The following is a 24,939-nucleotide window of genomic DNA, read 5'->3' as shown; positions in this document are numbered from 1 at the left end:
TTTGCCGTTGCTACTCGCCCGCGCGTCAAAAGTGCTTTCCGAAAACTGCCTTGCAGCTCAAACGGCTGTTCGAATCGGCTCTAGCCATTCAAATCCCGCGTTCATGACACCGGTAAGACTGTTCGGCCCTGCGGCCGAGATGTCAACCTCGGCGATGCGACCTATCAACTGTTCCGGACCGTCCACATACACGGCCTGAAGGTAAGGAGAACGCCCGGCGATCTGTCCGGGTTTCCGCCCCTTGCCCTCGAAGAGCACCGGAATCCGGCGGCCGACTGTCGCACGGTCGAAGGCGCGGCGGCTTTCTTCGAGTTGCGCCTGGAGCATGGCCAGCCGTTCCTTCTTAACCATGTCCGGAACTTGTCCGTCGAGCGAGGCGCCGGGCGTGCCCGGACGGGCGCTGTATTTGAAGGAAAAGGCCTGGGCGAAGCCCACGCGCTTGGCGACGTCGAGCGTGTCCTGGAAGTCTTCATCCGTCTCGCCGGGAAAGCCGACGATGATGTCCGTTGAAAGGGCGAGGTCCGGCCGTGCGGCCCGGATGCGCTCGATGAGGCGCTCGTATTCCTCGGCCGTATGTTTGCGGTTCATCGCCGCCAAGATCCGGTCCGACCCCGCCTGATAGGGCAGATGCAGATACGGCATCAGCTTCTCTTCATCCCCGAACAGGGCGATGAGGTCCTCGTCCATGTCGCGCGGATGGCTCGTGGTGAAGCGCATGCGGGCGATGTCCGGAATCTCCCCGAGCCGCCGCAGCAGCCGCGCCAGGGACCAAGACGAGCCATCCTCGCCGTCGCCGTGGTAGGCGTTGACGTTCTGGCCGAGCAGCGTGACCTCGCGCACGCCGGCGGCGGCGAGCCGTTCCACTTCGGCGACGATGTCCGCCACGGGCCGCGAGTATTCGGCGCCGCGCGTATAGGGCACGACGCAGAACGTACAGAACTTGTCGCAGCCCTCTTGGACCGTCACGAAGGCGGAAACCTGGCGTTTGCCGCCCACGCGCTTCGGCAACGCGGTGAACTTGTCGTCGGCGGGGAATGCGGTCTCCACCGAGCGTTCCCCGGTCTCGGCCTTGGCCACGAGGTCGGCAAGCCTGTGCAGGCTCTGCGGGCCGACCACGATATCGACCACGGGCGCGCGGGCGATGATCTCCTCGCCTTCGGCCTGCGCCACGCAGCCGGCCACGGCGACCATGGTGCCGCGCCCTTGGCCCTTGCGGGCTTCTTTGTTCAGCCGCACGCGGCCGAGTTCCGAGTAAACCTTCTCGGCGGCCTTCTCGCGGATGTGGCAGGTGTTGAGGATCACGAGATCCGCATCGTCCATGGCCTCGGTCACATCGTAACCGGCAGGCGCCAGCGCTTCGGCCATGCGCTCGGAATCGTACGCATTCATCTGGCAGCCGAAGGTCTTGATATGGAGCTTTTTGCGGCTCTGGGTCATGCGCTGTTGTGAGCAAGGCCCTGACATTCGTCAAGAGGCAGGGGCGCAAGCCCTATTGCTGCAGCCGGACGAGCACGCTGTCGGCCGCGCCAAGCGCGTCGGTCACGGTCAGCCGCACGAAGCCGGGGCCTTGGGGCGAGAAGAATACGGTTCCGGCCCCACGTGCCGACTGCAGCGGCAGTCCGTCCACAAGGATGTTCAGCGGGGCCGTGCCGCCGGTGAACTTGATGGCGACGGATCGATGGTGTCCCCGTCGGCCTCGAGTGCTAAGGAGGCGCCGTCGGGCGGGAACAGGATGCGCACGTCCGGTGCGCGCGCGGTGCCGGCAAGGGCGCTCGCGCGAAGCGGCGGAGGGCGGCGGCGAACTGCGCGGTGCGGGCAAGCAGGACCCCTTTGGGTGCGGGCGCAGAGGACGCGGCTGCTCGATGAGACGGGCGAACACGTCGAACAGGATCGGCGCTGCCGCTGTGCGCCCCAAAAGACCGGGCACCGGGGCGCCGTCGGGCCGCCCCGTCCAGACCCCGACCGTATAGCGCCCGTCGAAGCCGACGACCCAAGCGTCGCGATAGCCGTAGCTCGTGCCCGTCTTGAAGGCGATCCGCCCGCCAAGCGCGTTCGGCGGGGGCGGCGCGTCGCGCAAGATGTCGCCTACATACCAGGCCGCGACCGGCTCCATCAGCCGCCGTTCCGGCCAGCGCGGCTCTGCCTCGCGTTCGTAGAGCGGCACGACAGTTCCCTGGCGCGCCAGGCCCGCATAGAGCGCGGTGAGATCGACAAGCCGAATGCCGATGCCGCCGAGCCCCAGTGCAAGCCCGGCCGTTTCGTGTTCAGGCAGCGTCAGCCGCGCGCCCGCCTCGTCGAGCCGCGCCAGAAGGCGGCTGGGGCCGACCGCATCGAGCAGCGACACCGCCGGCACGTTGAGGGACTGTTGCAGCGCCCGGCGCACCGTGACGGTGCCCTGAAACGTCTGGTCGAAATTCTCCGGTGCGTAGTCGCCGAACCGAATGGGCCTGTCCTCGATCAGCGACTCCGGATGGATCAGGCCGTCCTCGAAGCCGAGCCCGTAGATAAAGGGCTTCAACGTGGAGCCTGGCGAGCGCACCGCGCGGGTGAGGTCCACCTGACCGGCGCGGTCCAGATCGAAATAGTCGGGCGTGCCGACACGGGCGAGCACGCGGCCCGTGTCATTCTCCACGACCACGATGGCCACGGACATGGCATCGCCGAGAGCGACGGCGCGTTCGCGGGCCAGCCGCTCCAGGCGCCGTTGCAGCCGCGCGCGGATCGTCAGCCGGATGATCGATTGACCGGCGAACGCGGCCTTGGCGTCGTCCGCGGCATGGGGCGCGCCGAGCGGCATGGGTCTGCGCGCGTCCGGCACCGGCTCGGCCTTGGCCGCCTCCAGTTCCGCAGGGCTGAAGATGCCGCTGTCAGAGATGCGATCGAGAACGCGGTTCCGGCCTGCACGCGCGTGTTTCGGGTGGCGATCGGGGCGGCGATATTCCGGCGACTGCGGCAAGGCGACCAGCAGCGCCGTTTCGCCGAGTGTCAGGCGTCGCGGCTCCTTGCCGAAATAGGCGAAGGACGCCGCGCGGATTCCTTCAAGGTTGCCGCCATAGGGCGCCAGCGTGAGATAGAGCGAGAGGATTTCGTTCTTGCTGTAGGCCTGCTCGAGTTGCAGCGCCCGCACCATCTGGCGGTACTTCGCATAGAGCGAGCGCTTGCGCCGCGGCTCCAGGAGGCGGGCGACCTGCATTGTGATCGTCGACCCGCCCGAGACGATCTCTCCACGCGTCGCGAACTGGAAGAAAGCGCGCGTCATGGAAAGCGGGTCGACGCCATGATGGTCGTAGAAGCGCTTGTCCTCATAGGCGAGCAGCGCCTCCAGGAAGCGCGGGTCCACATCCGTGCGTGAGGCGGGCAGACGCCAGCGGCCATCGGGCGCGAGATACGCGCGCAACAGGTCGCCGTCGCTGCCGAGCACGGTCTTGGAATAGTTGAGGTTCTTGCCGAGCGGCGGCGGCCCGAACGTATCGGCGAGGCCGACAAGCGCTCCCGCGGCGATGGCGCCGCACCACAACGCGCCGACCGCCGCATAAGTGAGGCGGCGGCGCCAGTTGCGTCTCTGCGGAGTCCCCATCAGCGCGCCGTCACCTTCACCGTGCCCGTCGCCGTCCGGCCGAAGCGGTCGGGCTGATACATATCTTCGACGCTTGCCTGCGGCAGCACATAAGTGCCCGGCGAGACGGCGCGCACGATATAGGCGACGCGGTAGACGACCGGGCTCTTCGCGGTGCGGTCGAACGCCGCCACGAAACGGTCGTCACGGAACGCCGTATGCACCGGACGCGCGCATGAGTGATCCAGGGCAGTCCGCCCGTGTCGGCCGACGAGACCAGCTTCGGATTGTCGATCTCGAAGCCCGCGGGCACGTGGTCGGTCAGAGCAACGCGCGCGAATTGCGGCTTGGCCTCCGTCACGGAGAGCAGAACCACATAGCGTTCGTTCTGCTTGGCCTCTGCGATGTCGACCTCCTGGCCGTCCAGCGTGTGGAAGGTGCGCTCGAGCGCAAAGCCGCTGTCGGTTGCGGGCTCGGGCGATGTCGGTGCGCCGGACACGGAGAACACCACGTCGACAGGCGCGCTGCCGCGATTGGTTACCGCGACCGGGCTGATGCCGAGGTCCTCTTCGCTGTAGTCCCGATAGAGCGGGCCGCTCTGCGGCACCGGCTCTGCCGCACCCGCCGCGACATCGAGCTCGACGCCCTGGTTCCCAAGCGCGCGCGCGGCCAGAATGAGCCAGGCATCCTCTTGCGTGGACGTGCGGGTCACGGCCTTGCGTGCGACGCCGATCTCCTTGGTCGCGCTGACGAGGATCGGCTCCGCCGCTTTGCCTTCGGCAGCGAGTGTCACCACCGTGGCGGCATCCCGCAGGCGGGATCCGAAGTCGACACGGCCGTTCGTTGTCACGATCTCATCAGGAAGCGCGCTGGCGGCGACACGGAAGGCCTTTTCGGCGCGCACCCGGTCGCCGAGCATGGCGAGCGCCGCGCCGATCTCGGCCTGCGCCGCGGGAGAACCGAGTTGGCCCATCTTGACGTCGGCCACGTAGCGCAGATCGCCCACCGGCGCCGCCCCGTTTCGCGCCAGCACATAGAGCGCGTAGGACAGGGCGAGACCGCCGTCGTTGGAGACGTCCGGCGCGGTGCTCACATAATTGCGCAAGCGGTTGATCGCGAGCTTGAAGCGCTCGTCGGGAATGGCGTGGCCTTGCGCCCGTGCGCGCGTCAGGAAGTCGGCGACATAGGCATCGAGCCAAGCATCGCCGCCGCCGGGCGACCAAAGGCCGAACCCGCCTTCGTAGCCCTGACGGGCCAGCACGGTCTCAATGGCGGTATCGATGCGCTTGGCCGTATCCGGGTCTGGCGTTTGCTCCGTCTCCAGTTCGCTCAAGTAAAGGAGCGGGAGCGCGCGGCTGACGATCTGTTCGGTGCATCCGAGCGGGTAGCGGTCGAGCGCCGCCAGCCGGCCGGTGACGTCGAGCGCCGCGGTTGGCGTGACGGAGAGCGCGAGGCTGCCAGTCCCCGGTACGAGATTGGCGAACACGTCATTGGAGAGCGTGATGCTCTTGCCGGGTGCAAGCGGTGTCACCGTACGGCGCGCAAAGATCTGCGTGGCCGGTTGCACCTCGATCGTGTACGCCGCGCGACCTCGAAGCTCTCGGGGCCGCGCACGGTGACGTCGACGCTGCCTTCGCCGACGCCCAGAGCCGCAATCTCGAAGGACGCGGCCTTGCGCGTCTTGGCGTCGATGTCGAGGACTCCCTCTGTCTTGGGCAGCGCGATGGGACCTGTCGTCGCTAGCGCGATTGTGTAGTCACCGCTCGCGCCTTCGACATTGTCGAGGTCGAGGCGCAGCGTCGAGTGATCGCCCATGAGCAGGAAGCGCGGAAGCGTGGTCGTCACCACCACGGGGTCGCGCACTATCACGTCGCCCGAGCCGTGTCCGACTTGGGTCTTGTTCCAGGCCACGGCCATGACCCGCGCCGTTCCCGTGAAGGCGGGAATGTCGAATTCGATCTCGGCGGTGCCGTCGTCGCCCACGGTGACGATGCCGGAATAGAGGGCGAGCGGCGGCCCGGACGGGGGGCTGCCCTGCAGCGTTCCGGCGCCGCCATCGCCGCCGGTCCTGATCTGGCCGCGCGTTCCTTGCATGCCGTCGATCAACTGCCCGTACAGGTCGCGGACCTCGGAAGAAAGCTTGCGTTGGCCGAGATAGTATTCGTCCGGGTTCGGCGGCTCGTAGCCGGTGAGATTGAGAATGCCCACGTCGACCGCCGAGACGACGATGTGCGCCTGCTCGCCCGGGGCGAGGTTGGTGAGCTTAACCGGCACAAGCAGCTTCGAGTTGGGCCGGATGAGTTCGGGCAGGTCCATCGCGACGCCGATCGTGTTCTGCGCCTTGTCGATGCTGAACCATTGAGTGCCGATGGCCCGGCCCGGCATGCGTTTGGCCTCCGCATCGAGCGGACGGCGGAGCGTCGCCAGCACATAGGCGCCGGTGCCCCAGTCCGAACCCACCGTGAGGGGGATCGTCGTGAGACCCGGCTCGACGTCGGTCGTGCTCTGGGTGAGCAGCCTGTCGCCGATCACCGAAAGCGTGACGGTGCCGGCGCTGCGCGCGGTCACGGCCACGTTCATCGTGTCGCCTTCCGCATAGCCCGATTTGTCCAGCGCGATCTCGAGGCGGTCGGGCGTATCGGCGCTGGCCTCGGCGTACCAGCCGGAGTCGAAGCCGTAGGTCGTGACGGGCCCGAGCGGGTCGGGGCTTTCGACCTCGAGCCGGTAGCGGCCCCAGGAAACGGGTATCTCGATCGAAGCAGGCGCACCGGCGCTTGCGTCGATCACACCATTCGCGACGCGGCGCGTGACCTTGATGGGCTCGTAGTTCCAACTGCCGTATTGGCGGTACCATTGGTACTTCCGCTCGATGCGCAGCAGCTGCCATTTCAGGCCTTTGCTGGCCAGTTGCGTGCCGTCGGGCGCGACCATCACCACGTCGAACTTGGCGGTGTCGTTGTCGCTGAGAGATGTGCTCTTGAACAACGGCTTCACCCCGATCATGTCCGCCTTCGGCTTGATCGGCAGCGTCAGGTCCTGTTCGACCGCGCGGCCGCCGGGTTCGGCCAGGCGCACCACGACTTTGGCTTGAAGCGGGCGCGACGAGGGCGGCAACGCGCCGAGCGCCACGTCGAACGTGGCTTGGCCCTTGGGATCGGTCTCAGGGAGATCCGCGAGCGGCAGCGTCTCGACAGTGAAACTCTCGCCGCTGTCGGCGTCTTTCGTACCGAACACATAGCCGTCGTAACCGGGCCGGGCGCTGGTTGCCGTGACCTTCAGTTCGCCGTCGACTGGAAGCCCCGACGCCGGCGCCCCGTATAGGAAGCGGCCGTCGAGAGCGATCTTGGCGGGGGAGCCTTGCGACAGGCTTTTCGCATCAGTGGAGATGTCGAACTCGAGACGCTCAGGCACATAGTCTTCGACGAGGAAGCTCGTCTCGCCGATCGCGCCGCCTTCGGATCCGAATAGACTTTGACCCGATACGTGCCGGTCTGGGCCGCGGCGATGAGCGGCAGATCGGCGGATAGGCCGCCGACACCTGAGTCCCGCGCGACAATGCGGCGATACTCGATGCCGTCCGGCCGGTCGACAACGAGTGTCGCGTTGAGGTTCGGCACGGCGATGCCGGCTGCGTTCCGGAGCAGCGCAGTGATGTGCACGGTCTCGCCGGTGCGGTAGACGCCACGCTCAGTGAAGACGAAGGAGTCGAGCCCCTTCGGCGCGTCCCGGCCGGCCACGCCCCGGTCGGTCAGATCGAAACCCGGTGTCTTCAGATTGAGGAAGGCATAGTCGCCCTTCGTGGCGCCCGTGACCAGCAGCGCGGGCGCAAGACCGCCCTTGCCGCGCGCGAGGCCCGGCGCAAACGTCACAGCACCGTTCGCATCGGTCGTTGCCGTGCCGAGAACTTCGTTGTTGCGGGCGATCAGCCGCAATTCGACGCCGGAGATCGGCTCCGTCGTGGCCAGCGAGTTGACGAAGGCATGAATGCCGTCCGAGCCGGAATAGGCCGTCAGCCCATAGTCGGACACGACGAACCATTGGGTCGCGCGTTCGCCGTAGTCGTCGCCGGGACGTCCGAGGGCCGCGCGGCGAGGATGTAGATACCGGGCGCCAGGTGTGGCACGGCCTCGCTGATCGGGAAGGCCGTCGTGACGTCCTTATTCAGGTCCTTCTTGACCTTGAGCGAGCCGCTCCAAACTTCCTCGCCGCTTTCGTCGGCGATGTTTTCGAGGCTGTAGCCGTAGAGATTGCGCTGGAAGTCGTAGCCGAGCACGGTCCCCAGCAGATTGCGATCGCCGATGCGATACAGCGTGACATCGAGCGCGCCGGTATTGACCGACTGCAGCGGAATGCCCTGCTGGCCGGTGCTGGGCAGCACATACGCCTTGCCCACGGGCCGCACTGACGGTGTGCGATCGCGCACGTAGATCGTGAACGGGGCGTTCTTGACGAGGTCCTCGTGGACGGACGAGGGCAGGCCCGCACGCAGGGTCACACTATAAGACTCGCCGTGTTTCAGGCCCTCGACGCAGAGCTGCTTGTCGTCGAGCGACAGGGCCGGCTTGTCCTCGCCGGCGACGGCGACGAACGGGGCGTAATCCGCGCGCGCAAGCAGAGGCTCGGTGAACTGGAAACATGCCCGGGGTGAGGTCGCGTCGGAATCCACGCTGAAATCGGCGACCCGGAATCCGTATTTCTCGCGAAGCTGAGCGTAGGTGGCCGCCAGGCCCGGATCGTCGTCGAGCGTGGTCGCAAGCCGCAGCGCGTTCAGCGCCGGACGCCACTCGCTGCCCTTGGCGAATGCGTTTGCGAGAGAGCCGAGTGCCGCGGCTTCGCCCTCGGGCGTCTTCGCTTGGGTGTAGGCGACATAGGCGGCGGTTCTGGCCTCGCGGTAGCGCTCGCTACCATCGTCGTCCTCGTCCGGCGGGATGGCCAGCCAGATATCGGCGAGCGCCGCCAAGCCTCGGAGTCGTTCGGCGCGGCGGTGACGATCTGGCCATAGATAAAGGCGGCGTTCCCGAGATACTGCTTCCGCAGCTGCACGGCGGCCTGCTCCTTCAGCATCGGCACGGGCCGCTCGATAGTGCCGGACTCGTTCTTTAGGTCGGCTTTGAGCGTGATGGCCGCTTCGTCCAGCGCGTCGTCTTGATAGGTCTTGTCGGCGGCGAGAGCGGATAGGGAGACGCAGGCGAAAAGCACAGCGGCGAAGCCGGTGCGAAACCACACAACCATGGGTGTCCTCCAGGCGCCCGGCCCTCGGCGGCGAGCGGGCGAGGAGTCCATGGTAGCGGAGCATCATGACGGAAACAAATGAGCTTGGGCTCGAAACCACCGATACCGAACAAGGCTTCATTGCGCACAGCGAAACGAAAACAGTCAAAAAACGGTATAGTTTTCAACACCTTAAAGCCTGCATCGCTCCGAGATCCCTCAGGCCGCACGGCAGGTCCATTTCGGGGAGAAGAGCGGACATACCGAACCGCTCGTCCTTGAGCGTCTTCAATGGGGCGTAGGCATGGGAGCGGTCGCAGCGGCCCAGCTGATAGCAGGCGGCCTTGGCGCTCTTCAGGCCATCGCCGTGACCGCCCCCTGCCGTTCGCCATCGTGCTCGTGGCTCTCGGGGTGGGGTTTGTGGCAGCGCTTCACACGCATGCCCGGCAGGTCTCGCAAGCCCGGCGCAACCCGCGCCGCACGAGTGAGATCTTCGCGGACGCGACCGCCGCCAATGGCGTATCACGGAGATTGCCCAAGAGTTCCGGGGCGTCCGCCGTCCTGTATCGCCCGAACTATTCTGGCATTGGGGCGCGTGCAGAAAACGGGATCGTAGACAGCAGCAGGAGCAGCAATACGGCCCTGGCCGCTTTCGGAACGCGACGCACCTACTTGCCTTCGAGGAAGCAGACATTGACCCGCTTCCACCGTCCTCCATGGCGCCGGTATTCCCAGCAGCTGCGCCGGCCGGCATTCGCATCGCTGCTTCTGACGTTACTGGACTTCTTGGCTTTTCGATTCGCGCCGAACCAGTTTGCGGGCTCAAGCTGAGCGGCGGCTGTTTGCGACGATGCCGCGCGCGCCTCTGAGACGAGCGCGGGTGCTCCCAGCAAAGCGGCCGTCATCGCTACGAGAATCGCTCTTCTGAGCGGCTGAAAGCGGCGTGGGCTGACGGGTGTGGTGGGACGGTTGGTGGTCATTGTTTGGCCTCCTGGTTTGGTTGGGTTTCGGGTTTCTCGTCACGTTGCTCTGGCGCCGGGTCAGTCCGCTGCATCTGCCCAAAGCCGTCGACAGGTTCGGTCCAGTACGTGAGGTGGGCGACGGCGCCCTTTTGCTCGATCAGGTCGAGAACGTCGCTGCGACCCTGCGGCCGAGCACGGCCACGATCACGTTGCGTTTCACGCGCCCGCGCACGCGCTCGCTGACGGTCGCGTCGCCGAAGCCGAAACCGTGGCCTTCGGCAGCCCATGTCGTGAATCCCGGCAGCGGTGGCTCGAGAGTCAGCATCAGCTCGGCGATGTGGTCGGCGCTGTCCGGGGGGCAGACGAGCGTGAGTTTGCAAAGGGATTGGTCCATGAGAGCATTCCATCGGATGTGCGGGATGAAAGGGCCGCGACGCCAAAGCGCCGGAACAGGATCGGAAGCAGGATGAGTGTGAGCGCCGTCGAGCTGACGAGGCCGCCGATCACGACGATCGCCAGAGGCTTCTGGATTTCCGAACCAGGACCCGTGGCGAACAGAAGCGGTACAAGCCCGAACGCGGCGATGCTGGCGGTCATCATGACCGGCCGCAGCCGGCGTACGGCGCCTTCGAAGACGACCTCGCGAACCGCCATCCCGTTTGCGAGCAGTTCGTTGAAGTGACTGACCAGGACCAGGCCGTTGAGCACGGCGATCCCGAGCAGCGCGATGAAACCGACGGACGCCGGAACCGATAGGTATTCGCCGGATAGCCACAGGGCGAGCAGTCCGCCGACAAGTGCGAACGGCACGTTGGCGAGGATCAGCAGCGACTGCCGCATGGACCGCAGCGTCGCGAACAGGACGCCAAAGATCAGGACAAGCGCGATCGGAATGACGATGGACAGACGCGTCGCCGCACGGCGCTGGTTCTCGAACTGGCCGCCCCAGACCAGACGGTAGCCTTGGGGCAGCTGAACCTTCTCGGCGACCGCCTGCTGCGCTTCCTCGACAAATCCAACGAGATCGCGACCGGTCACATAGGCCTGCACCACGGCGAACCGCGATGCATTCTCCCGGCTGATCTTGATCGGCCCGGCGACGCGCTCGAGCTTGGCCACGTCGCCCACGCGTACGAGGCCTCCATCGCCAGCGGCAAACTGCGTCATGGCGAACACGTCGGGATCCTCGCGGACGACCTCGCTGCCGCGAATGACGATGTTCGTTCGCCGTCCTGGTTCCGCGACGAGGCCGACCGGTGCCCCCTCGATCACCGACCGCAGCTCGTCCTGTAGCCGCGTGACAGACAGGCCGGTGCGGCCCGCCGACAGGCGGTCGACATCGATCTGCATGTAGTCGACGCTGTCATTGGCGACCGTCGATACCTCCGCGGCGCCCGGCACGTTTCGCAGTGTCGATTGAATCTTCGCGGAGATGTCGGACAGCACCTGGAGATCGGGGCCGAAGATCTTGACGGCCAGATCGCCTCGCGATCCGGTCAGCATCTCGGCGGTGCGCATCTCGATCGGCTGCGTGAAGGCAAACTCATAGCCGGGAAGATCGGCCATGGCCGTGCGCAATTGCTCGATGAGCCACTGCTTGTCCGGCACGCGCCACTCGTCCTTCGGCTTCAGAACGAGGAACATATCCGTCTCGTTCAGACCCATCGGGTCGAGACCGAGTTCGTCGGAGCCGACGCGCGCGACAATGTGCTCGACCTCAGGCACCTTTTCCTTGAGTGCGCGCTGGATCAGCAGGTCGCCGTCGATGCTGGCCTGCAAGTTAATCGAGGGATGTTTCGTGATCTGCATGATCACGTTCCCCTCGTCCATCGTCGGCATGAAGGTCTTGCCGATCGCGCCGTAGGCGACGACGAGGGCGACAAGTCCGGCGGCCGCCAGCAGGTACACGGGCAACGGAAAGCGCAGACACGCCTTGAGGAGCGCGCGATAGCCGCGCGTCATCATGCGCACCAGCCACGGCTCGGCGTGTGCACCGGACTTGAGGACGAACGACGCCAGGACGGGAATGAGCGTCAGCGACAAAACGAGCGAGCCACTCAGGGCCATGATCATCGTCAGCGCCACGGGGCCGAACAATTTGCCTTCCAAGCCGGACAGCGACAGCAGTGGCAGGAACACCAGGCAGATGATGATGATGCCAGCCGTCACCGGCGTGGCCACTTCGCTGGCGGCTCTATAGACCTCGTTGAGTTTGGGAATCTTGGAATCAGGCTTGGCGTGCTGAAGACGCTCGACCGTGTTTTCGACGACGACGACGGCGGCATCGACAATCAGACCGATAGCGATGGCGAGCCCGCCGAGGCTCATGAGATTGGCGGTCATCCCGAATAGCCGCATCATGACGAAGGTCAGGAGCGCTGCGAACGGGAGCGTCAGCGCCACCACGAAGGCCGCACGCAGGTTTCCGAGAAACGCCACCAGGAGGATGACAACCAGGACCGTCGCCTCGAGCAGCGCCTTGGTCACCGTACCGACGGCGTTCGAGATCAAATCGGAGCGATCGTAGAACACGTCGATGGTGACGCCCGGCGGGAAGCTCGGCTTCAGCTCGTCGAGACGCTCGCGAACAGCTTGGACAATGGCGCTGGCATCGGCGCCCCGCAGGGACAGCACGAGCCCTTGCACCGCTTCGTCGTTCCCGTTCTCGGTAACAGCGCCGTAACGGGTGAGATTGCCGATCCCGACCGTGGCCACATCGCCGAGCCGAAGGACACGCTCGCCGTCCATCTTGAGCACGATCTGCTCGAGATCCTTAGGGGTTGTGATCGCCCCTTCCGAGCGCACCACGAGCGCCTTCTCGCCTTCGGTGAGCCTTCCTGCGCCGTCATTGCGGTTGCTGGCCTCGATGGCAGAGGCCAAATCGGAAACGCCGAGACCGGCATCGGCCAGCGCGGCGCCGTTCGGCGCGACCTCGAAGGTCCGCACCATGCCGCCAAGCGCATTCACGTCCGCCACACCCGGAATGGTCCGAAGAGCCGGACGGATGGTCCAGTCCAGGAGGCTGCGCCGATCCTCGAGCGAGAGGTCGCCGCCTTCGATCGTGAACATGAACACGTCCGACAGCGGCGTGGAGATCGGCGCGAGCCCCCCGGTCACGCTGCCGGGAAGATCGCCGCGAACGCTGGCGAGACGTTCGGCAACCTGCTGCCGTGCCCAATAGAGATCGGTGCCTTCCTCGAAGTCGAGCGTGATGTCGGCGACGCCGTATTTTGCGGACGATCGCAGGATGGTCTGTCCCGGAATACCGAGAAGCTCCATCTCGATCGGCGTGTTGACGCGCGTCTCGACCTCTTCCGGGGTCATTCCCGGCGCCTTCAGGATCATCTTCACCTGGACCGGCGAGATGTCGGGAAAGGCGTCAATGGGGATCGTGCGGAACGCGTAGACGCCGGCAGCCGCCACCAGCGCGTAAACGAGCAGCATGAAGACACGCTGCGTGAGCGAGAATTCGATCAGACGACGCAGCATCCCCTACTCTCCCGCCAGCATTTGCTCGAGTTCGGGGAGGCCGCTCGCGGCAACCATTGCATCCGACGGGATGTTTCCGACGATGGTCGCTGCCTCGGTCGACTTGCCGCGCAATTCCACGGGCGCGATCGCGAACCCGGCATCGTTGCGGACGAACACGGCGCTGTGGCCGTCGATGCGCGCCACGGCTTTGCTCGGAACCGAGAAAGCACCGCCTACCGAGGGCCTCTGAAGCAGGACCGACACCAACTGCCCTGCCAGGAGGCCGCTATTGGAGGGGACCGCCGCATAAAGGATCGCGGATCGGGTCACGCCCTGGAGCGATTTGCCGATCGACACGACGCGCCCTTTCGGACCGCCGACAATCTGAATGGCGCTGCCCGGCTCGATCACGGGCAGAAGACGCGCCGGGACCTGGACCTCGACCCACAGCTCGTCGCTGGTATCGATGGTCACGACCGGACCCATGGCCTCGATCATTTCCCCGGGCATGGCGTCGACTTCGACGACCGTGCCGTCGGCGGCGGCGGGAATTGAATACAACCCGTTCGCGCCCAACGAGATCCCGTTGAGGGACAAGGTCCGCCGGTACTGCTCAATTACCGCCTTGATCTTCGCGACCTGCGCCTCGGCCTCTTCGGCCACGACAGGATTCTGGAAGCGCTTGTCCACGAGCAGCCGCTTGCGGCGCGCGACCGCGTCCGCCATCTGCAGCTCGGCCTCGGCCTGAGACAACTGGCTCTGGACATCCAGGAGATCGCGGCTGGAGATGGTGGCAACCGCCTCTCCTTTGCTCACGCGCTGTCCGGGGAGCACATGGACCTGGGTCAGGGTTCCCGAGAAAGGCGCCGTCGCGACGATGCGCGAATTGACGGGCGGAACGACGGTTCCAGGAAGCGTCGCCAAGGTTTCAGCTTCGGCGGGCCGCACGGACTCGACCTTGATGTCGAGGCGGCGCACCTGATCGGCTGACAGGGTCACGGTCTTGGTTTCAGCTGACGCTGCACCAACCGTAACCGCCGCAAAAATGATGACGCACGTCAAAGGCAACACGCGCATAGCTTGCTCCGTCCTGGCCGCGAATGTGCCGGCCAACGACAGGGCTACAGGCGCTACCTGAAACCAACCTGAACGGAACCTTGCAGGGACCTGACAGGGCTTTTCAGGTTCCTTTCAGGTGGCTCGTGCTAGAAGCGTGACGCACACGGAGCGAGAGGAACCCCATGCGCATCCTGCTGGTCGAGGATGACAACGAAATTGCCAAAAGGCTGATGTCCGGTCTGTCCCAGGCCGGCTTTACGGTCGAGCGCGCGGACAACGGCACGGACGGCTATACGATGGGTCTCGACGAGGAATACGCGGCCGCCGTTCTCGATCTCGGCCTGCCGGAAATGCAGGGTATCGACGTCCTCAAACGCTGGCGTTCCGCGCACCGTGCCCTCCCGGTGCTGATCCTGACCGCGCGCGGCACCTGGGCGGAAAAGGTGGAAGGCCTGAACGCCGGCGCCGACGACTACGTGACAAAGCCCTTTCATGTGCCCGAGGTCGCCGCACGGCTGCGCGCACTAGTCCGCCGCGCATCGGGGATCGCAAGCGCAGTGTTGACCCATCGGGGAATCGAGCTCGATGCCGGATCGGGCAGCGTCTTGCTCAACGGAACGCCCGTTAAGCTCACGGCGCGCGAGATGAAGATGCTGACTTATTTCCTGCATCGTATCGGCCGGATCGTTTCGCAAGCGGAACTGGCCGAGCACCTTTATGCGCTCGAGGACAGCCGGGAATCGAACACCATCGAAGTGTATGTCAGCCGCCTCCGCCGAAAACTCGGGGCGAACTGCATCACGACGGTCCGCGGCCTCGGCTACAGGATGGATTAGACCGTCATGACGAGCCTCAAGAGCAGACTCATCCTTGCCGCCTCGTTGTGGATCGCCCTCGGTACGATCGGCGCGGGCCTGGTTCTGTCCGCGATCTTCAAACATCACGTGACCACACAGTTCTACGACGAGCTGCATGTGCATCTCGACGAGTTGCAGCGGCTCGCCGAGTTTCACCAGGACGGTAGCCTGCATCTGCAGCGCAACCTCAGCGACCCGCGCTACGACGTTCCGCTCTCCGGTTTCTACTGGGAAGTCCAAAAGGACGGCAAAGTGCTCGCGCGCTCGGCGTCGCTCGAAGGCCCGCCGCTGAGCATGCCGCCCGATGCGCCGAACGATATCGGCGTGCACAGCCACGTCATCGAAGGACCGACGGGAGCCCTAATCGCGGTGGAGAAGGCCGTATGGGAAGATCCCGGCGAGAGGCCGGACCGCTTCATCATCGGCACGGACGAACGTCATCTCGACGCCGTGGTGGCGAGCTTCAACAAAACGCTCTCCATGTCGCTGGCCGCATTCGGCCTGTCGCTCGTAGGAGCCGCGGCGCTTCTCATCCTGTATGCGCTCAAGCCGATGCGGCAATTGCGGACGGCTCTGCAGAGTGTCCGCTCCGGACATGCCAGCCAGCTGAGCGGTCAGTTCCCGACGGAGGTCGTGCCGCTCGTGGATGACCTCAATCGGTTGCTCACTTCGACAGGCGACTTGATCCAGCGTGCCCGCACCCAGGCGGGCAACATGGCCCATGGTCTGAAGACACCGCTCGCCATAGTGACGGACGAAGCCTATCGGCTGGGCGACCAAGGCCAGGATCAGGCCTCCTCGACGATTCTCGGTCAGTGCCGGAAGATGCAGTCCCATATCGACTATCAGATCGCGCGTGCGCGCGCCGTCGCCATGCGCTCGACCCCTGGCGTCGTCGCCGATCCTCGGAAGGCGGCCCTCGAAGTCGCCTCGGCCCTGGAGCGCCTCTACAAGGGCGAGTCGGTCGCGATCGAGGTTGATGTGCCGGAGGGGCGCCGCCTGGCCTGCGATCCCGCCGACCTCAACGAGATGTTGGCCAACCTGGTCGACAATGCCTGCAAGCACGCCAGATCGACGGTGAGAATCGCTTGTATCGGCGGCGATGCGACGGGAATGACGGTCGAGGACGACGGGCCCGGCCTCCCGCCGGAAGCGCGTGAAGTCGTCTTCAACATCGGTGAACGCTGGGACTCTCGCGCGGCCGGATCCGGATTAGGCTCGCGATCGTCCGTGACTTGGCGCGCCTCTACGGGGGCGACGTGACGCTGAAGGATTCGCACCTCGGCGGCCTCCGGGTAGATCTCGTCCTGCCCCAGGAATGTTGAATCAGACCCGTAGCCTCAAATGTGCTTCGGTCTGTCCCGGGTTCAGAGGTACCCCGCGGCCGGCACGCCCACGAAGCTCCTTACAGACTACTCCCCCTAGCAAGTTGGCCGCTTCGACATACGGGCCATAGCGCCGGAGGACGGGTCTTCGATGCCATATCTTTAGAGTTCCTGGGCGAGGAGCGAGAACTCGCCGCGCAGCCATTGATGACACTCGTCCCGGTCATAGCTTGTGTGCCACAGGAGCCGCACCGGAAAGGTCACAGGTTCAATGGGTTGTGCGATCCGCGAGAGGCCGAACTGACGCTCCAGCAGGCTCGCGAGCGAGGCCGGGAGCGTGAGCAGGGCATCGCTGTTGAGCGTGGCCATGACGCCCACAAGCGCGGAGGAGACCTGCGACGTTCGCCGGATGTCGTGCCCCGCCTGCGCCAGCCGGTCTGCGAGCCCCTGGAACCCCGGGAGGGAGTGGACGGCCACATGCTCCGCGGCGGCGAAGGCTTCGCCGTTCGGGCGCCGCTTGGAGAACGGGTGCCCCGGCCGCGCCAGGGTTGCCAGTTCGTCGTCGAAAAGCTTGGCGGCGCGCACGTCCGGCGCCTCGGCGCTCTCGCCCATGATGTCGATGACGAAGTGGCAGCGCGCGTTGCGCAACTCGTCGATGATCGACTCCATGTTGGACGACGTCCAATCGACCCGGACGCTCGGCGCGCCCTCCTGCAAGCGCTTGCGCAGGGGCTCGATGAGGATCAATTCACCGGCCTCGCTGGAGGCTGCGGCAAACGCGCGCATCGTCAGTGACGGGTCGAACGGCTTGTTGGGACGAAGCAGGCTCTCCATGCCCGCGAGGATCACGTGGACCGTCGGCGCGAGTTCCTGAGCCCGAGCGGTTGGAACAAGCCTCTGCCCGGCGCGCACGAAAAGCTCATCGTCAAACAATTCCCGCAACTTAGCCAAGGCATGGCTGATGGCGGAGGCGCTGCGCCCGAGCCGTTCGGCGGCACGTGTGACGCTGGCGTCGACCAGCAGTGCATCGAGCGTCACGAGCAGATTGGCGTCGACTTCCTTAAGATGCATATCATTCAACTATTATCATGAAAACTGTTCACTTCATTCATGATAGGGCCCCCCGTAGGGTTCTGGCAAGACATTCGGCCGCCCAGCCCGAGTGTCTGAAGTGTTTCAGCCCGAGCCGAAACGCTTCCTCATCTCAGCCTTGCGGCGGCCCACGGTCCCTGGCCGCTGGGCCGTCGCATCTTTCGCCCTTGTCATAGACAAAAGCGATTGAAATTGGTGATTTTAGATAGAAAACGACCGGCGAGTCGTAGCAACTTGAGAGGGAGTTCGATGTTTCGAGGACTAAAGACGATGGTGCCGGCGGCTGTCCTGGCGTTTGGCTGTTACGTCTCGCCCGCGCTGGCCGATAGCCCTAAGGACGTTTTGAAGAACTACGCCGACATCGCGCAGGCCGGATACGAAGATTCGCTTGAGACTGCCAGGACGATGCAGCTCGCGATCGACGACTTCCTGGAGAGCCCGACGGAGTCGAATCTGCGGGCCGCCCGCGCCGCCTGGATCGCCGCGCGCCCGTCCTACATGCAGACCGAGGCCTACCGTTTCGGCAACCCGATCGTCGATGATTGGGAAGGCAAGGTGAATGCCTGGCCGCTGGACGAAGGTCTGATCGACTACGTCGCCGAGGTTTATGGCGACGAGTCGCCCGAGAACGAACTCTACGTGGCCGACGTGATCAAGAACGTCTCCCTGTCGCTCGGCGGCAAGAAGATCGACACCTCGAAGATCACGAAGGCGCTGCTTTCCGACACGCTGCAGGAAGCGGGCGGTGTCGAGGCGAACGTGGCCACGGGGTATCACGCGGTCGAGTTCCTGCTTTGGGGACAAGACTTGAACGGCACGGAGCCCGGCGCCGGCGAGCGTCCCGCGTCCGACTACGATCTGAAGAATTGCTCCAACGGCAATTGCCAACGGCGCGCCGAGTACCTGAGCACCGTCACCCAACTCCTGATCGACGATCTGCAGTGGATGGCCGATCAGTGGAAAGAAGGCGGCGATGCGCGCAAGGCCGTCATGGATGCAGGCGATGAAGGCGGTCTGACCGTCATCATGACCGGTCTCGGCAGCCTGTCTTATGGCGAGCTGGCCGGTGAACGCATCAAGCTCGGCCTGATGGTGCACGACCCGGAAGAGGAGCATGACTGCTTCTCCGACAACACCCATGCCGCACACTTCTTCGACGCGCTCGGCATCCACAATGTCTACACGGGCCGTTATCGCCGTGCCGACGGCTCCGTCGTTTCGGGCCCAAGCGTCTCGGATGTGGTCAAGGCCAAGGATCCGAAAGTAGACGCCGAAGTGATGGCCGCGCTCGATGCCACCATGGACGCGATGAACACGCTCTATCTGCGTGCTCTGACCACCGAGAACTACGATCAGATGATTGGTGAGGGGAACGACGAGGGCAACAAGGTCGTCCAGGACGTGGTCGACGCTCTGCTCGTTCAGACCAAGGCGATCGAGCGGGCCGTGGCAACGCTGGATCTGAAAGCCATCGAGTTCGAGGGATCGGACAGTCTCGATGCGCCTGAGAAGGTGGGAGCTGAATAAACCAAACAGTACGGTCGGCAATAGTTGAAGAGAAATCAGCTGCTGCGACGTCAATCGATCTTGAGAAAAGATGACTCGGAATGTTGTATTTTACGCATTCCGAGTCGGATCAACGGCGCAAACGGCGAGAACGATCAAAGAGACCAAAACCGAGCCTTTGGGGGGCTGATCAAATGAAGCAGGACAGGGGGCGTTGCTCTTTTGCAACGCAAGCCACGATAGAGAGGCGCAACGCAAGTGCCTCGATTGACAATATTTCGGCCACACTCCAACGTGAACGCGTTGAAGGTTCCTCGAAGACTCGTTCCGAGAGGATGAAAAGGGAACACGGTGTGTGCCTCTATGGCGCCGAAGCCGTGGCTGCCCCCGCAACTGTGAGCGGTGAGCTCGCTGCCAATCGTGACCACTGGGCAACCGGGAAGGTCGGGCAGAAAGCGATGAACCGTGAGCCAGGAGACCTGCCTTCGACCGTGACAGGGCTGATGGGCGAACGGGGGTGTTCGCACATTGTCGGGATCTTCCGCCGGAATTCTCCGAAAGCGCTGACGCGATTTTTTAGTCACTCGGCTTCGGAGGGAAGAATGTCCGACACACAGAATTCTCCACGCGCGTTGCGCGTTCCTACAGGCTTTCAAATCGGCAAGGGGCTGCGCGCTGCGGCGTTCGGTGCGCTCGCACTCGTCCTTGCGCCGGCCGCGGCCAACGCCGCCTGCGAGATCCCGGAAGATCCGTTCGACCAGTTTGCCTCAGGGGCCAACGGAAAGCTCGACTTCATCGATGGCGCTAAGGGCGGCATGACCGGGTCGCTGAACAACACGGGCATCGACATTGGCGGCGCCTACGTCGCCGAGCCGTTCTACAATTGGGGCGGCACCGACGAGGGCGGCGAGTATCAAGGTGTGCTCGAGCTCTACGTCAATGCCGATATGAAGAAGCTCGGTCTGTGGGACGGTCTTTGCTTCCACGCCAACGGCTACCAGATTCACGGCAACTCCATCACAGGCTCCAATATCGGCTCCCTGATGCCGGTCAGCAGCTTCGAGGCGAATGACGCGACGCGCCTGTTCGAGATCTGGTTCGAGCAGTTCCTGTTCAACGATACGGTTTCGGTGAAGGTCGGTCAGCTCGCGGCGGACGCTGAGTTCTTCTTCGCCGAAGGCGGTGGCTACTTCATCAACGGCACGTGGGGTTGGGCGCCGATCGCGGCCGAAAACAACCCCGGCGGCGGCCCGGCCTACCCGCTGGCTACGCCCGGCGTTCGTGTCGCTGTTACGCCGACGGAGCAAACCAGCCTGATGGTCGGCGTCTACAACGGTAATCCGGCACCGGACTGCGCTGCGGACGATCCGCAAGTGTGCAACAACGACGGTCTGGACTTCGGTCTGCGGGATCGTACGCTCTTGATGGCGGAAGGCGCCTACAGCTATTCGCTGGCGGGCGGTGAACTACCGGGTTCGATCAAGGTCGGTGGTTGGAACCACTTCGGGGACTTCAACCACATCTATACCGATGTGGGCGGCAACCCCATCGCGATCTCCGGCAAGGACGGCAAGCCGCTGGACAACGATTACGCTCTCTATGTGATCTTGGATCAGCTTCTGTGGCACGCGCCGGGTACGGAAGAGGGGCAGGGCCTTGGCTTCTTCACCCGCTTCGCCGGAGCGCCGGACGATCGCAACTATGTCGATTTCTACTTCGACGTGGGTGTGACCATGACGGGCATGATCCCGGGCCGTCCGAACGACGCACTGGCCATCGGTTATGCCTATTCGAGCATTTCCGATCAGGCGCAGGCGTTCAACGTTACCAATGGTGATCCGGCCGGCGAGGGCTACGAGGCCTTGATCGAGATCGCTTACACCATGGAGGTCATCGACGGCTGGACGTTGCAGCCGGACTTCCAGTACATCATGAACCCGGATGGCGGCGTAGAAGCCGACAATGCAACGGTCATTGGCGCTCGCAGCACGTTCGCGTTCTAGAAAGGTGGGCGCGTGAACACAGTACGGTTCACGCCTTCTCAGAGTCAGTCGACCCCGACAGCACCGTCAAGTCACGCGAAAGCATGGCTTGGCGGTGTCGTTCTTGTTGGGGCCTGCGTACCGCTGCTGGCGGGCCTCGTATTGTACGCGCGCTCGGCTGGCGGAGCGGGGGCACCCAACGTGCCCGTGCCGGCAATCGATTTCACAAAAGCCGAGCCGGGCGAAGACCGGCCGGGCGGCGGCGCCACCTCCCGTGCCGCGACCGACACCGCCAATGCGTTTTCGCAATCATCCGGCAATATGGGTTTCCGCAAGGAACTCGACTTCAAAATCGGGAACAGCATTTTCCGGCGGCATTGGGTTTCGGCGCCCGCCTCCACCGATGCCTCGGACGGTCTCGGACCGCTGTTCAATGTGCGGGGCTGCCAGGACTGCCACCTCAAAGACGGACGCGGCCATCCTCCGCTCGCTTCGAACACGCCGGGGCCGACGGCATCGCTCCTGTTCCGGCTCTCGGTGCCCGCCAAGACCGATGACGAGAAGGCGCTTCTCGCCTCCGGCAAGGTGACGGTGCTGCCTGACCCTGTCTACGGCGGGCAATTGCAGGACATGTCGATCCAGGGCCACGACGCCGAGGGCGCCGTCAAAGTGTCCTACGAGGAGAAAGAAGTTTCGCTCGCGGACGGCGAGACAGTCTCGTTGCGCGCGCCGCACTACGAACTGACCGGACTCAACTACGGTCCCATCAGCCCGGACGTGATGGTGGGTCCACGCATCGCACCGCCGATGATCGGGCTCGGACTGCTCGAGGCGGTTCCGGAAGAGCAGATCAAGGCCAACGCCGACCCGGATGATGCGAACGGGGACGGCATTTCGGGCCGTCCGAACCGGATGTGGTCCAAGCTGCATGACAAGGAGATGCTGGGCCGTTTCGGCTGGAAGGCGAATGTGCCGACCATCGTCGAACAGAACGCCGATGCGTTTTCCGGTGACATCGGTATCTCGACAACGCTGCATCCGAGCGGCGCCGGCGAATGCACCGAGAGGCAGACATCGTGCATCGACGCGCCGTCCGGCAACTCGCCCAAATACCAGAACGTGGAAGTGGGCGACGAGCTATTCGATCTGATGACGTTCTACACGCAGAACCTGGCGGTACCGCCGCGCCGGAACGTGGACGCGCCCGAGGTGCTGAAGGGCAAAGAGCTTTTCTACAAGGTCGGCTGCGCTCAATGTCACCAGCCCAACTTCACGACCGGCGACGTGCCCGAGCAGACACACCTGTCGAACCAGCTCATCTGGCCGTACACGGACATGCTGCTCCACGACATGGGCGAGGGGCTGGCGGACGATCGGCCGGACGGCAAAGCGACGGGGAGCGAATGGCGCACGCCGCCGCTCTGGGGTATCGGTCTGACCGAGACGGTGAGCGGCCACACCCAGTTCCTTCATGACGGCCGGGCCCGCAATCTCACGGAGGCAATCCTGTGGCACGGCGGTGAGGGCCAAGCGGCCCGTGACCGGTTTGCCTCGCTGGACAAGGAAGATCGGGAACGCCTCCTGGCGTTTTTGAACTCGCTCTAGTCGCGACAACCCGGCCCCACGCCAAGCTGGAAATCAGATGTTAGACCTATGCCAATGACCCGTTTCCTCCATTCGGCCCTGTCCCTCGGGATTGTGGCTCTTGCTCTCGGTTCGGCCGGGCCCGCGGCGCAGGCAGAGGCGGATCATGCCGCCGTTGCCGAGGCGGCGCTGACGAAAGTCATCCGGCCAGGCTACGATGCATTCGCGAACGATGCCGCGACCTTGGCGGCCACGACCGCCGTGCTTTGCAAAGATCCCTCCGAAAAGACGCTCGCGGATGCCCGTGCGGCCTTCGCTAAGGCCGTCGACGGCTGGAGCGCGGTCGAGATCTTTCAGTTCGGACCGGTCAATCACGAGCATCGCTACGAGAGGCTGTTCTTCTGGCCGGACCGGAAGGGCCTCGGCTACCGGCAGGTCCAGCGGGTCCTCTTGGCCAAGGACGAGAGTGTCACGAGCGTGGAGACGCTTGCCAAGAAGAGTGTCGCGCTGCAGGGCTTGCCGGCCCTCGAAATCCTTCTTTACGGCAAAGGATCCGACGCACTTGCGAGCCCCGGTGACGATGCGGTGTTTCGCTGCCGCTTCGCCGCGGCGGTGACTGACAATATTGCGCAACTCTCCAAGGACCTTGTCGAAGCGTGGGCGCCCGATGCGCCCTTCACCAAGAGCTTCCTGGAGCCCGAGCCCGACGGCGTGCTCTACCGCGCGCCGAAAGACGTCACGCTTGAACTCTTCAAGGCCTTCAGCAGCGGCGTCGAACGCGTGCGCGACCAAAAGCTCGGCCGGGTGCTGGGCGAGTCCGCCGAGCGCGCCCGCCCGCGCCTCGCGGCATTCTGGCGGAGCGGTCAGACCTTTCCGAACATGACCGTCAATCTTCAGTCCGTGCAGGCCCTGTTCGTCGATGGGGGCTTCGCGGCGATCGTTGCCGACCAGTCGCCGGGCGTCGAAGACTCGATCGTGTTCGACCTCAAGCACAGTATCGACGTTCTTGGCGCCGAAACCGAGCCGGTGGCCGAGGCGGTCACCGACCCCGAACAGCGCGGCAAGCTCGAGGCTCTGCGTGTCGGCTTGAAGAGCGCGAACACGACCGCATCCGGATTGATTGCCGAGGGCGCGGGGCTCAGCTTCGGCTTCAACGCAGGTGACGGAGACTAGCCATGACACTCAACCGCCGCACGTTTCTCACGGCGCTGGCCGGATCCTCACTGGCGTTGACCGTTCCCGGCCCACTTGCCGCCGCGTCGTTGCCGGAGCGCTTCGCCGCCGCGCGCAAGGACGATCAAGGCAACTATTCTGCGGCGTTGTTCGACCTCGAACGCGGCGACATTCGCGAAGTCCTGCTGCCGGCCCGCGGCCACGATGTCGCGCTGCGTCCGGGCGGTTCGGAATGGGTGGCCTTCGCGCGTCGTCCCGGCCGTTTCGGCGTTGCCGTGCCTATGGATGCGCGTAAGCCGGTTTGGTTCTCGGCACGTCCCGGCCGGCACTTCTATGGGCACGGTGTGTTTTCCGCCGACGGCAGGCTGCTCTACACCACCGAAAACGATTACGTCGGCGGGCGCGGCGTGATCGGCGTTCGCGATGCGGCAGCCGGCTACCGCCAGATCGGAGAGATCCCGAGCCACGGTATCGGTCCACACGACCTGGCGCTGCTTTCCGACAAACGCACGCTGGTCGTGGCCAATGGCGGCATTCAGACCCATCCGGACCGCAGGCGCGAGGAACTCAACCTCGCCGACATGGAACCGTCGCTCGCCTATGTGGACCTTGAGACGGGAGACCTCTTGGAGCGGCACGGTCACCCCGATGAGTTGCGCCGGCTGTCCATTCGCCACCTGACGGTCGCGGGCAACGACATTGTGGCGTTCGGTTGCCAGTATCGCGGCGACGCCGACGACCTGCCGCCCCTGATGGGCTTCCACCGGCGCGGCGAAACGCTGACCGTCATCCCGGCGCCGGAAGAGACTCAACTCACCCTGAAGAACTACATCGGGTCGGTGACGGCCGACTCGGATGGTTCGGTTGTGGCGGCGTCCGCGCCTAAGGGTGGGGTCGTGACCTATTGGGACCCGAAAGCACGGCGCTTTCTCGGATCGTGCAGTCTGCGCGACGGCTGCGGACTGGCGCCCACCCACAAGGGTGCGACATTCTTGCTCACCAGCGGCGAGGGCTGGCTCCTGTCGGGGAGCGCGGATGGCCTTGGCCCGCGCCATTCCACGCGTTTTCACTGGGACAACCACGCAATTCTCGTGCGCTGATCGGCGCAATCAAGCGTACCGGGCAGTTTGTCCGTGGACGAAGCGCTCGCTCTTGCGTTTC

14 protein-coding genes, 1 pseudogene and 1 riboswitch are annotated in these 24,939 nt (G+C 64.7%); of the genes and pseudogenes, 7 read left to right on the top strand and 8 right to left on the bottom strand.

The window, feature by feature from the left end; translation table 11 throughout:
• Positions 1-57 precede the first annotated feature (57 nt).
• The 7 genes and pseudogenes from miaB to AUC70_RS04390 all read right to left on the bottom strand — a co-directional run bounded on the left by miaB (position 58) and on the right by AUC70_RS04390 (position 14,271).
• Positions 58-1,437 (bottom strand): tRNA (N6-isopentenyl adenosine(37)-C2)-methylthiotransferase MiaB, encoded by a 1,380-nt coding sequence (miaB, locus tag AUC70_RS04415; protein ID WP_069443772.1) that lies wholly within the window; start codon positions 1,435-1,437, stop codon positions 58-60.
• A 52-nt stretch (positions 1,438-1,489) separates the two neighbouring features.
• Complete coding sequence (gene pbpC, locus AUC70_RS04410) at positions 1,490-3,577, bottom strand: penicillin-binding protein 1C (RefSeq protein ID WP_069443771.1); 2,088 nt, start codon at positions 3,575-3,577, stop codon at positions 1,490-1,492.
• Positions 3,577-8,788, bottom strand: a pseudogene (locus tag AUC70_RS04405) (alpha-2-macroglobulin family protein). The gene pbpC and the pseudogene AUC70_RS04405 overlap by 1 nt, the downstream one beginning before the upstream one ends.
• A gap of 647 nt (positions 8,789-9,435) precedes the next feature.
• Positions 9,436-9,747 (bottom strand): hypothetical protein, encoded by a 312-nt coding sequence (locus AUC70_RS04400; RefSeq protein WP_141701952.1) that lies wholly within the window; start codon positions 9,745-9,747, stop codon positions 9,436-9,438.
• Positions 9,748-9,886: 139 nt separating this feature from the next.
• A complete protein-coding gene (locus AUC70_RS17820) occupies positions 9,887-10,054 on the bottom strand; it encodes a DUF3240 family protein (RefSeq protein WP_244505495.1) in 168 nt (55 codons plus the stop codon).
• Positions 10,054-13,218 carry an efflux RND transporter permease subunit gene (locus AUC70_RS04395; protein ID WP_069443769.1) on the bottom strand — a complete coding sequence of 1,055 codons (3,165 nt, stop codon included), beginning with the start codon at positions 13,216-13,218 and terminating at the stop codon, positions 10,054-10,056. The genes AUC70_RS17820 and AUC70_RS04395 overlap by 1 nt, the downstream gene beginning before the upstream one ends.
• Before the next feature lie 3 nt (positions 13,219-13,221).
• Positions 13,222-14,271, bottom strand: coding sequence for an efflux RND transporter periplasmic adaptor subunit (locus AUC70_RS04390; RefSeq protein ID WP_244505494.1), 1,050 nt, complete (start codon positions 14,269-14,271; stop codon positions 13,222-13,224).
• A 170-nt stretch (positions 14,272-14,441) separates the two neighbouring features.
• Between AUC70_RS04390 and AUC70_RS04385 the strand changes: the two genes are divergently transcribed.
• Both AUC70_RS04385 and AUC70_RS04380 read left to right on the top strand, forming a co-directional pair.
• Complete coding sequence (locus AUC70_RS04385) at positions 14,442-15,095, top strand: response regulator transcription factor (protein ID WP_069443767.1); 654 nt, start codon at positions 14,442-14,444, stop codon at positions 15,093-15,095.
• A 6-nt stretch (positions 15,096-15,101) separates the two neighbouring features.
• Positions 15,102-16,379 (top strand): ATP-binding protein, encoded by a 1,278-nt coding sequence (locus tag AUC70_RS04380; protein WP_244505493.1) that lies wholly within the window; start codon positions 15,102-15,104, stop codon positions 16,377-16,379.
• Positions 16,380-16,603: 224 nt separating this feature from the next.
• Here the strand turns inward: AUC70_RS04380 and AUC70_RS04375 are convergent, their stop codons facing one another.
• Entirely contained in the window at positions 16,604-17,512 is a 909-nt protein-coding gene (locus AUC70_RS04375) for a LysR substrate-binding domain-containing protein (RefSeq protein ID WP_069443766.1), read from the bottom strand.
• 270 nt (positions 17,513-17,782) lie between these two features.
• Here AUC70_RS04375 and AUC70_RS04370 point away from each other — a divergent pair, with 270 nt between their 5' ends.
• The 5 genes from AUC70_RS04370 to AUC70_RS04350 all read left to right on the top strand — a co-directional run bounded on the left by AUC70_RS04370 (position 17,783) and on the right by AUC70_RS04350 (position 24,878).
• Positions 17,783-19,060: an imelysin family protein gene (locus tag AUC70_RS04370; protein WP_141701951.1), complete on the top strand. Its 1,278-nt coding sequence runs from the start codon at positions 17,783-17,785 to the stop codon at positions 19,058-19,060.
• Between the two features lie 270 nt (positions 19,061-19,330).
• A riboswitch (cobalamin riboswitch) is annotated at positions 19,331-19,540 on the top strand.
• 101 nt (positions 19,541-19,641) lie between these two features.
• The gene (locus tag AUC70_RS04365) at positions 19,642-21,042 is read left to right on the top strand and encodes a carbohydrate porin (RefSeq protein ID WP_069443764.1); all 1,401 of its coding nucleotides are present in this window, start codon (positions 19,642-19,644) and stop codon (positions 21,040-21,042) included.
• 180 nt (positions 21,043-21,222) lie between these two features.
• Positions 21,223-22,626 carry a di-heme oxidoreductase family protein gene (locus AUC70_RS04360; RefSeq protein ID WP_244505492.1) on the top strand — a complete coding sequence of 468 codons (1,404 nt, stop codon included), beginning with the start codon at positions 21,223-21,225 and terminating at the stop codon, positions 22,624-22,626.
• Positions 22,627-22,680: 54 nt separating this feature from the next.
• A complete protein-coding gene (locus AUC70_RS04355; protein ID WP_069443763.1) occupies positions 22,681-23,778 on the top strand; it encodes an imelysin family protein in 1,098 nt (365 codons plus the stop codon).
• A 2-nt stretch (positions 23,779-23,780) separates the two neighbouring features.
• Positions 23,781-24,878 (top strand): DUF1513 domain-containing protein, encoded by a 1,098-nt coding sequence (locus AUC70_RS04350; protein WP_069443762.1) that lies wholly within the window; start codon positions 23,781-23,783, stop codon positions 24,876-24,878.
• The last annotated feature ends 61 nt before the right edge of the window (positions 24,879-24,939 follow it).

The organism is Methyloceanibacter stevinii, from assembly GCF_001723355.1.
Classification (GTDB): Bacteria; Pseudomonadota; Alphaproteobacteria; order Rhizobiales; family Methyloligellaceae; genus Methyloceanibacter; species Methyloceanibacter stevinii.
Note: the sequence above shows the minus strand (reverse complement) of the source record. Positions and strands in the feature narration are given on the sequence as shown.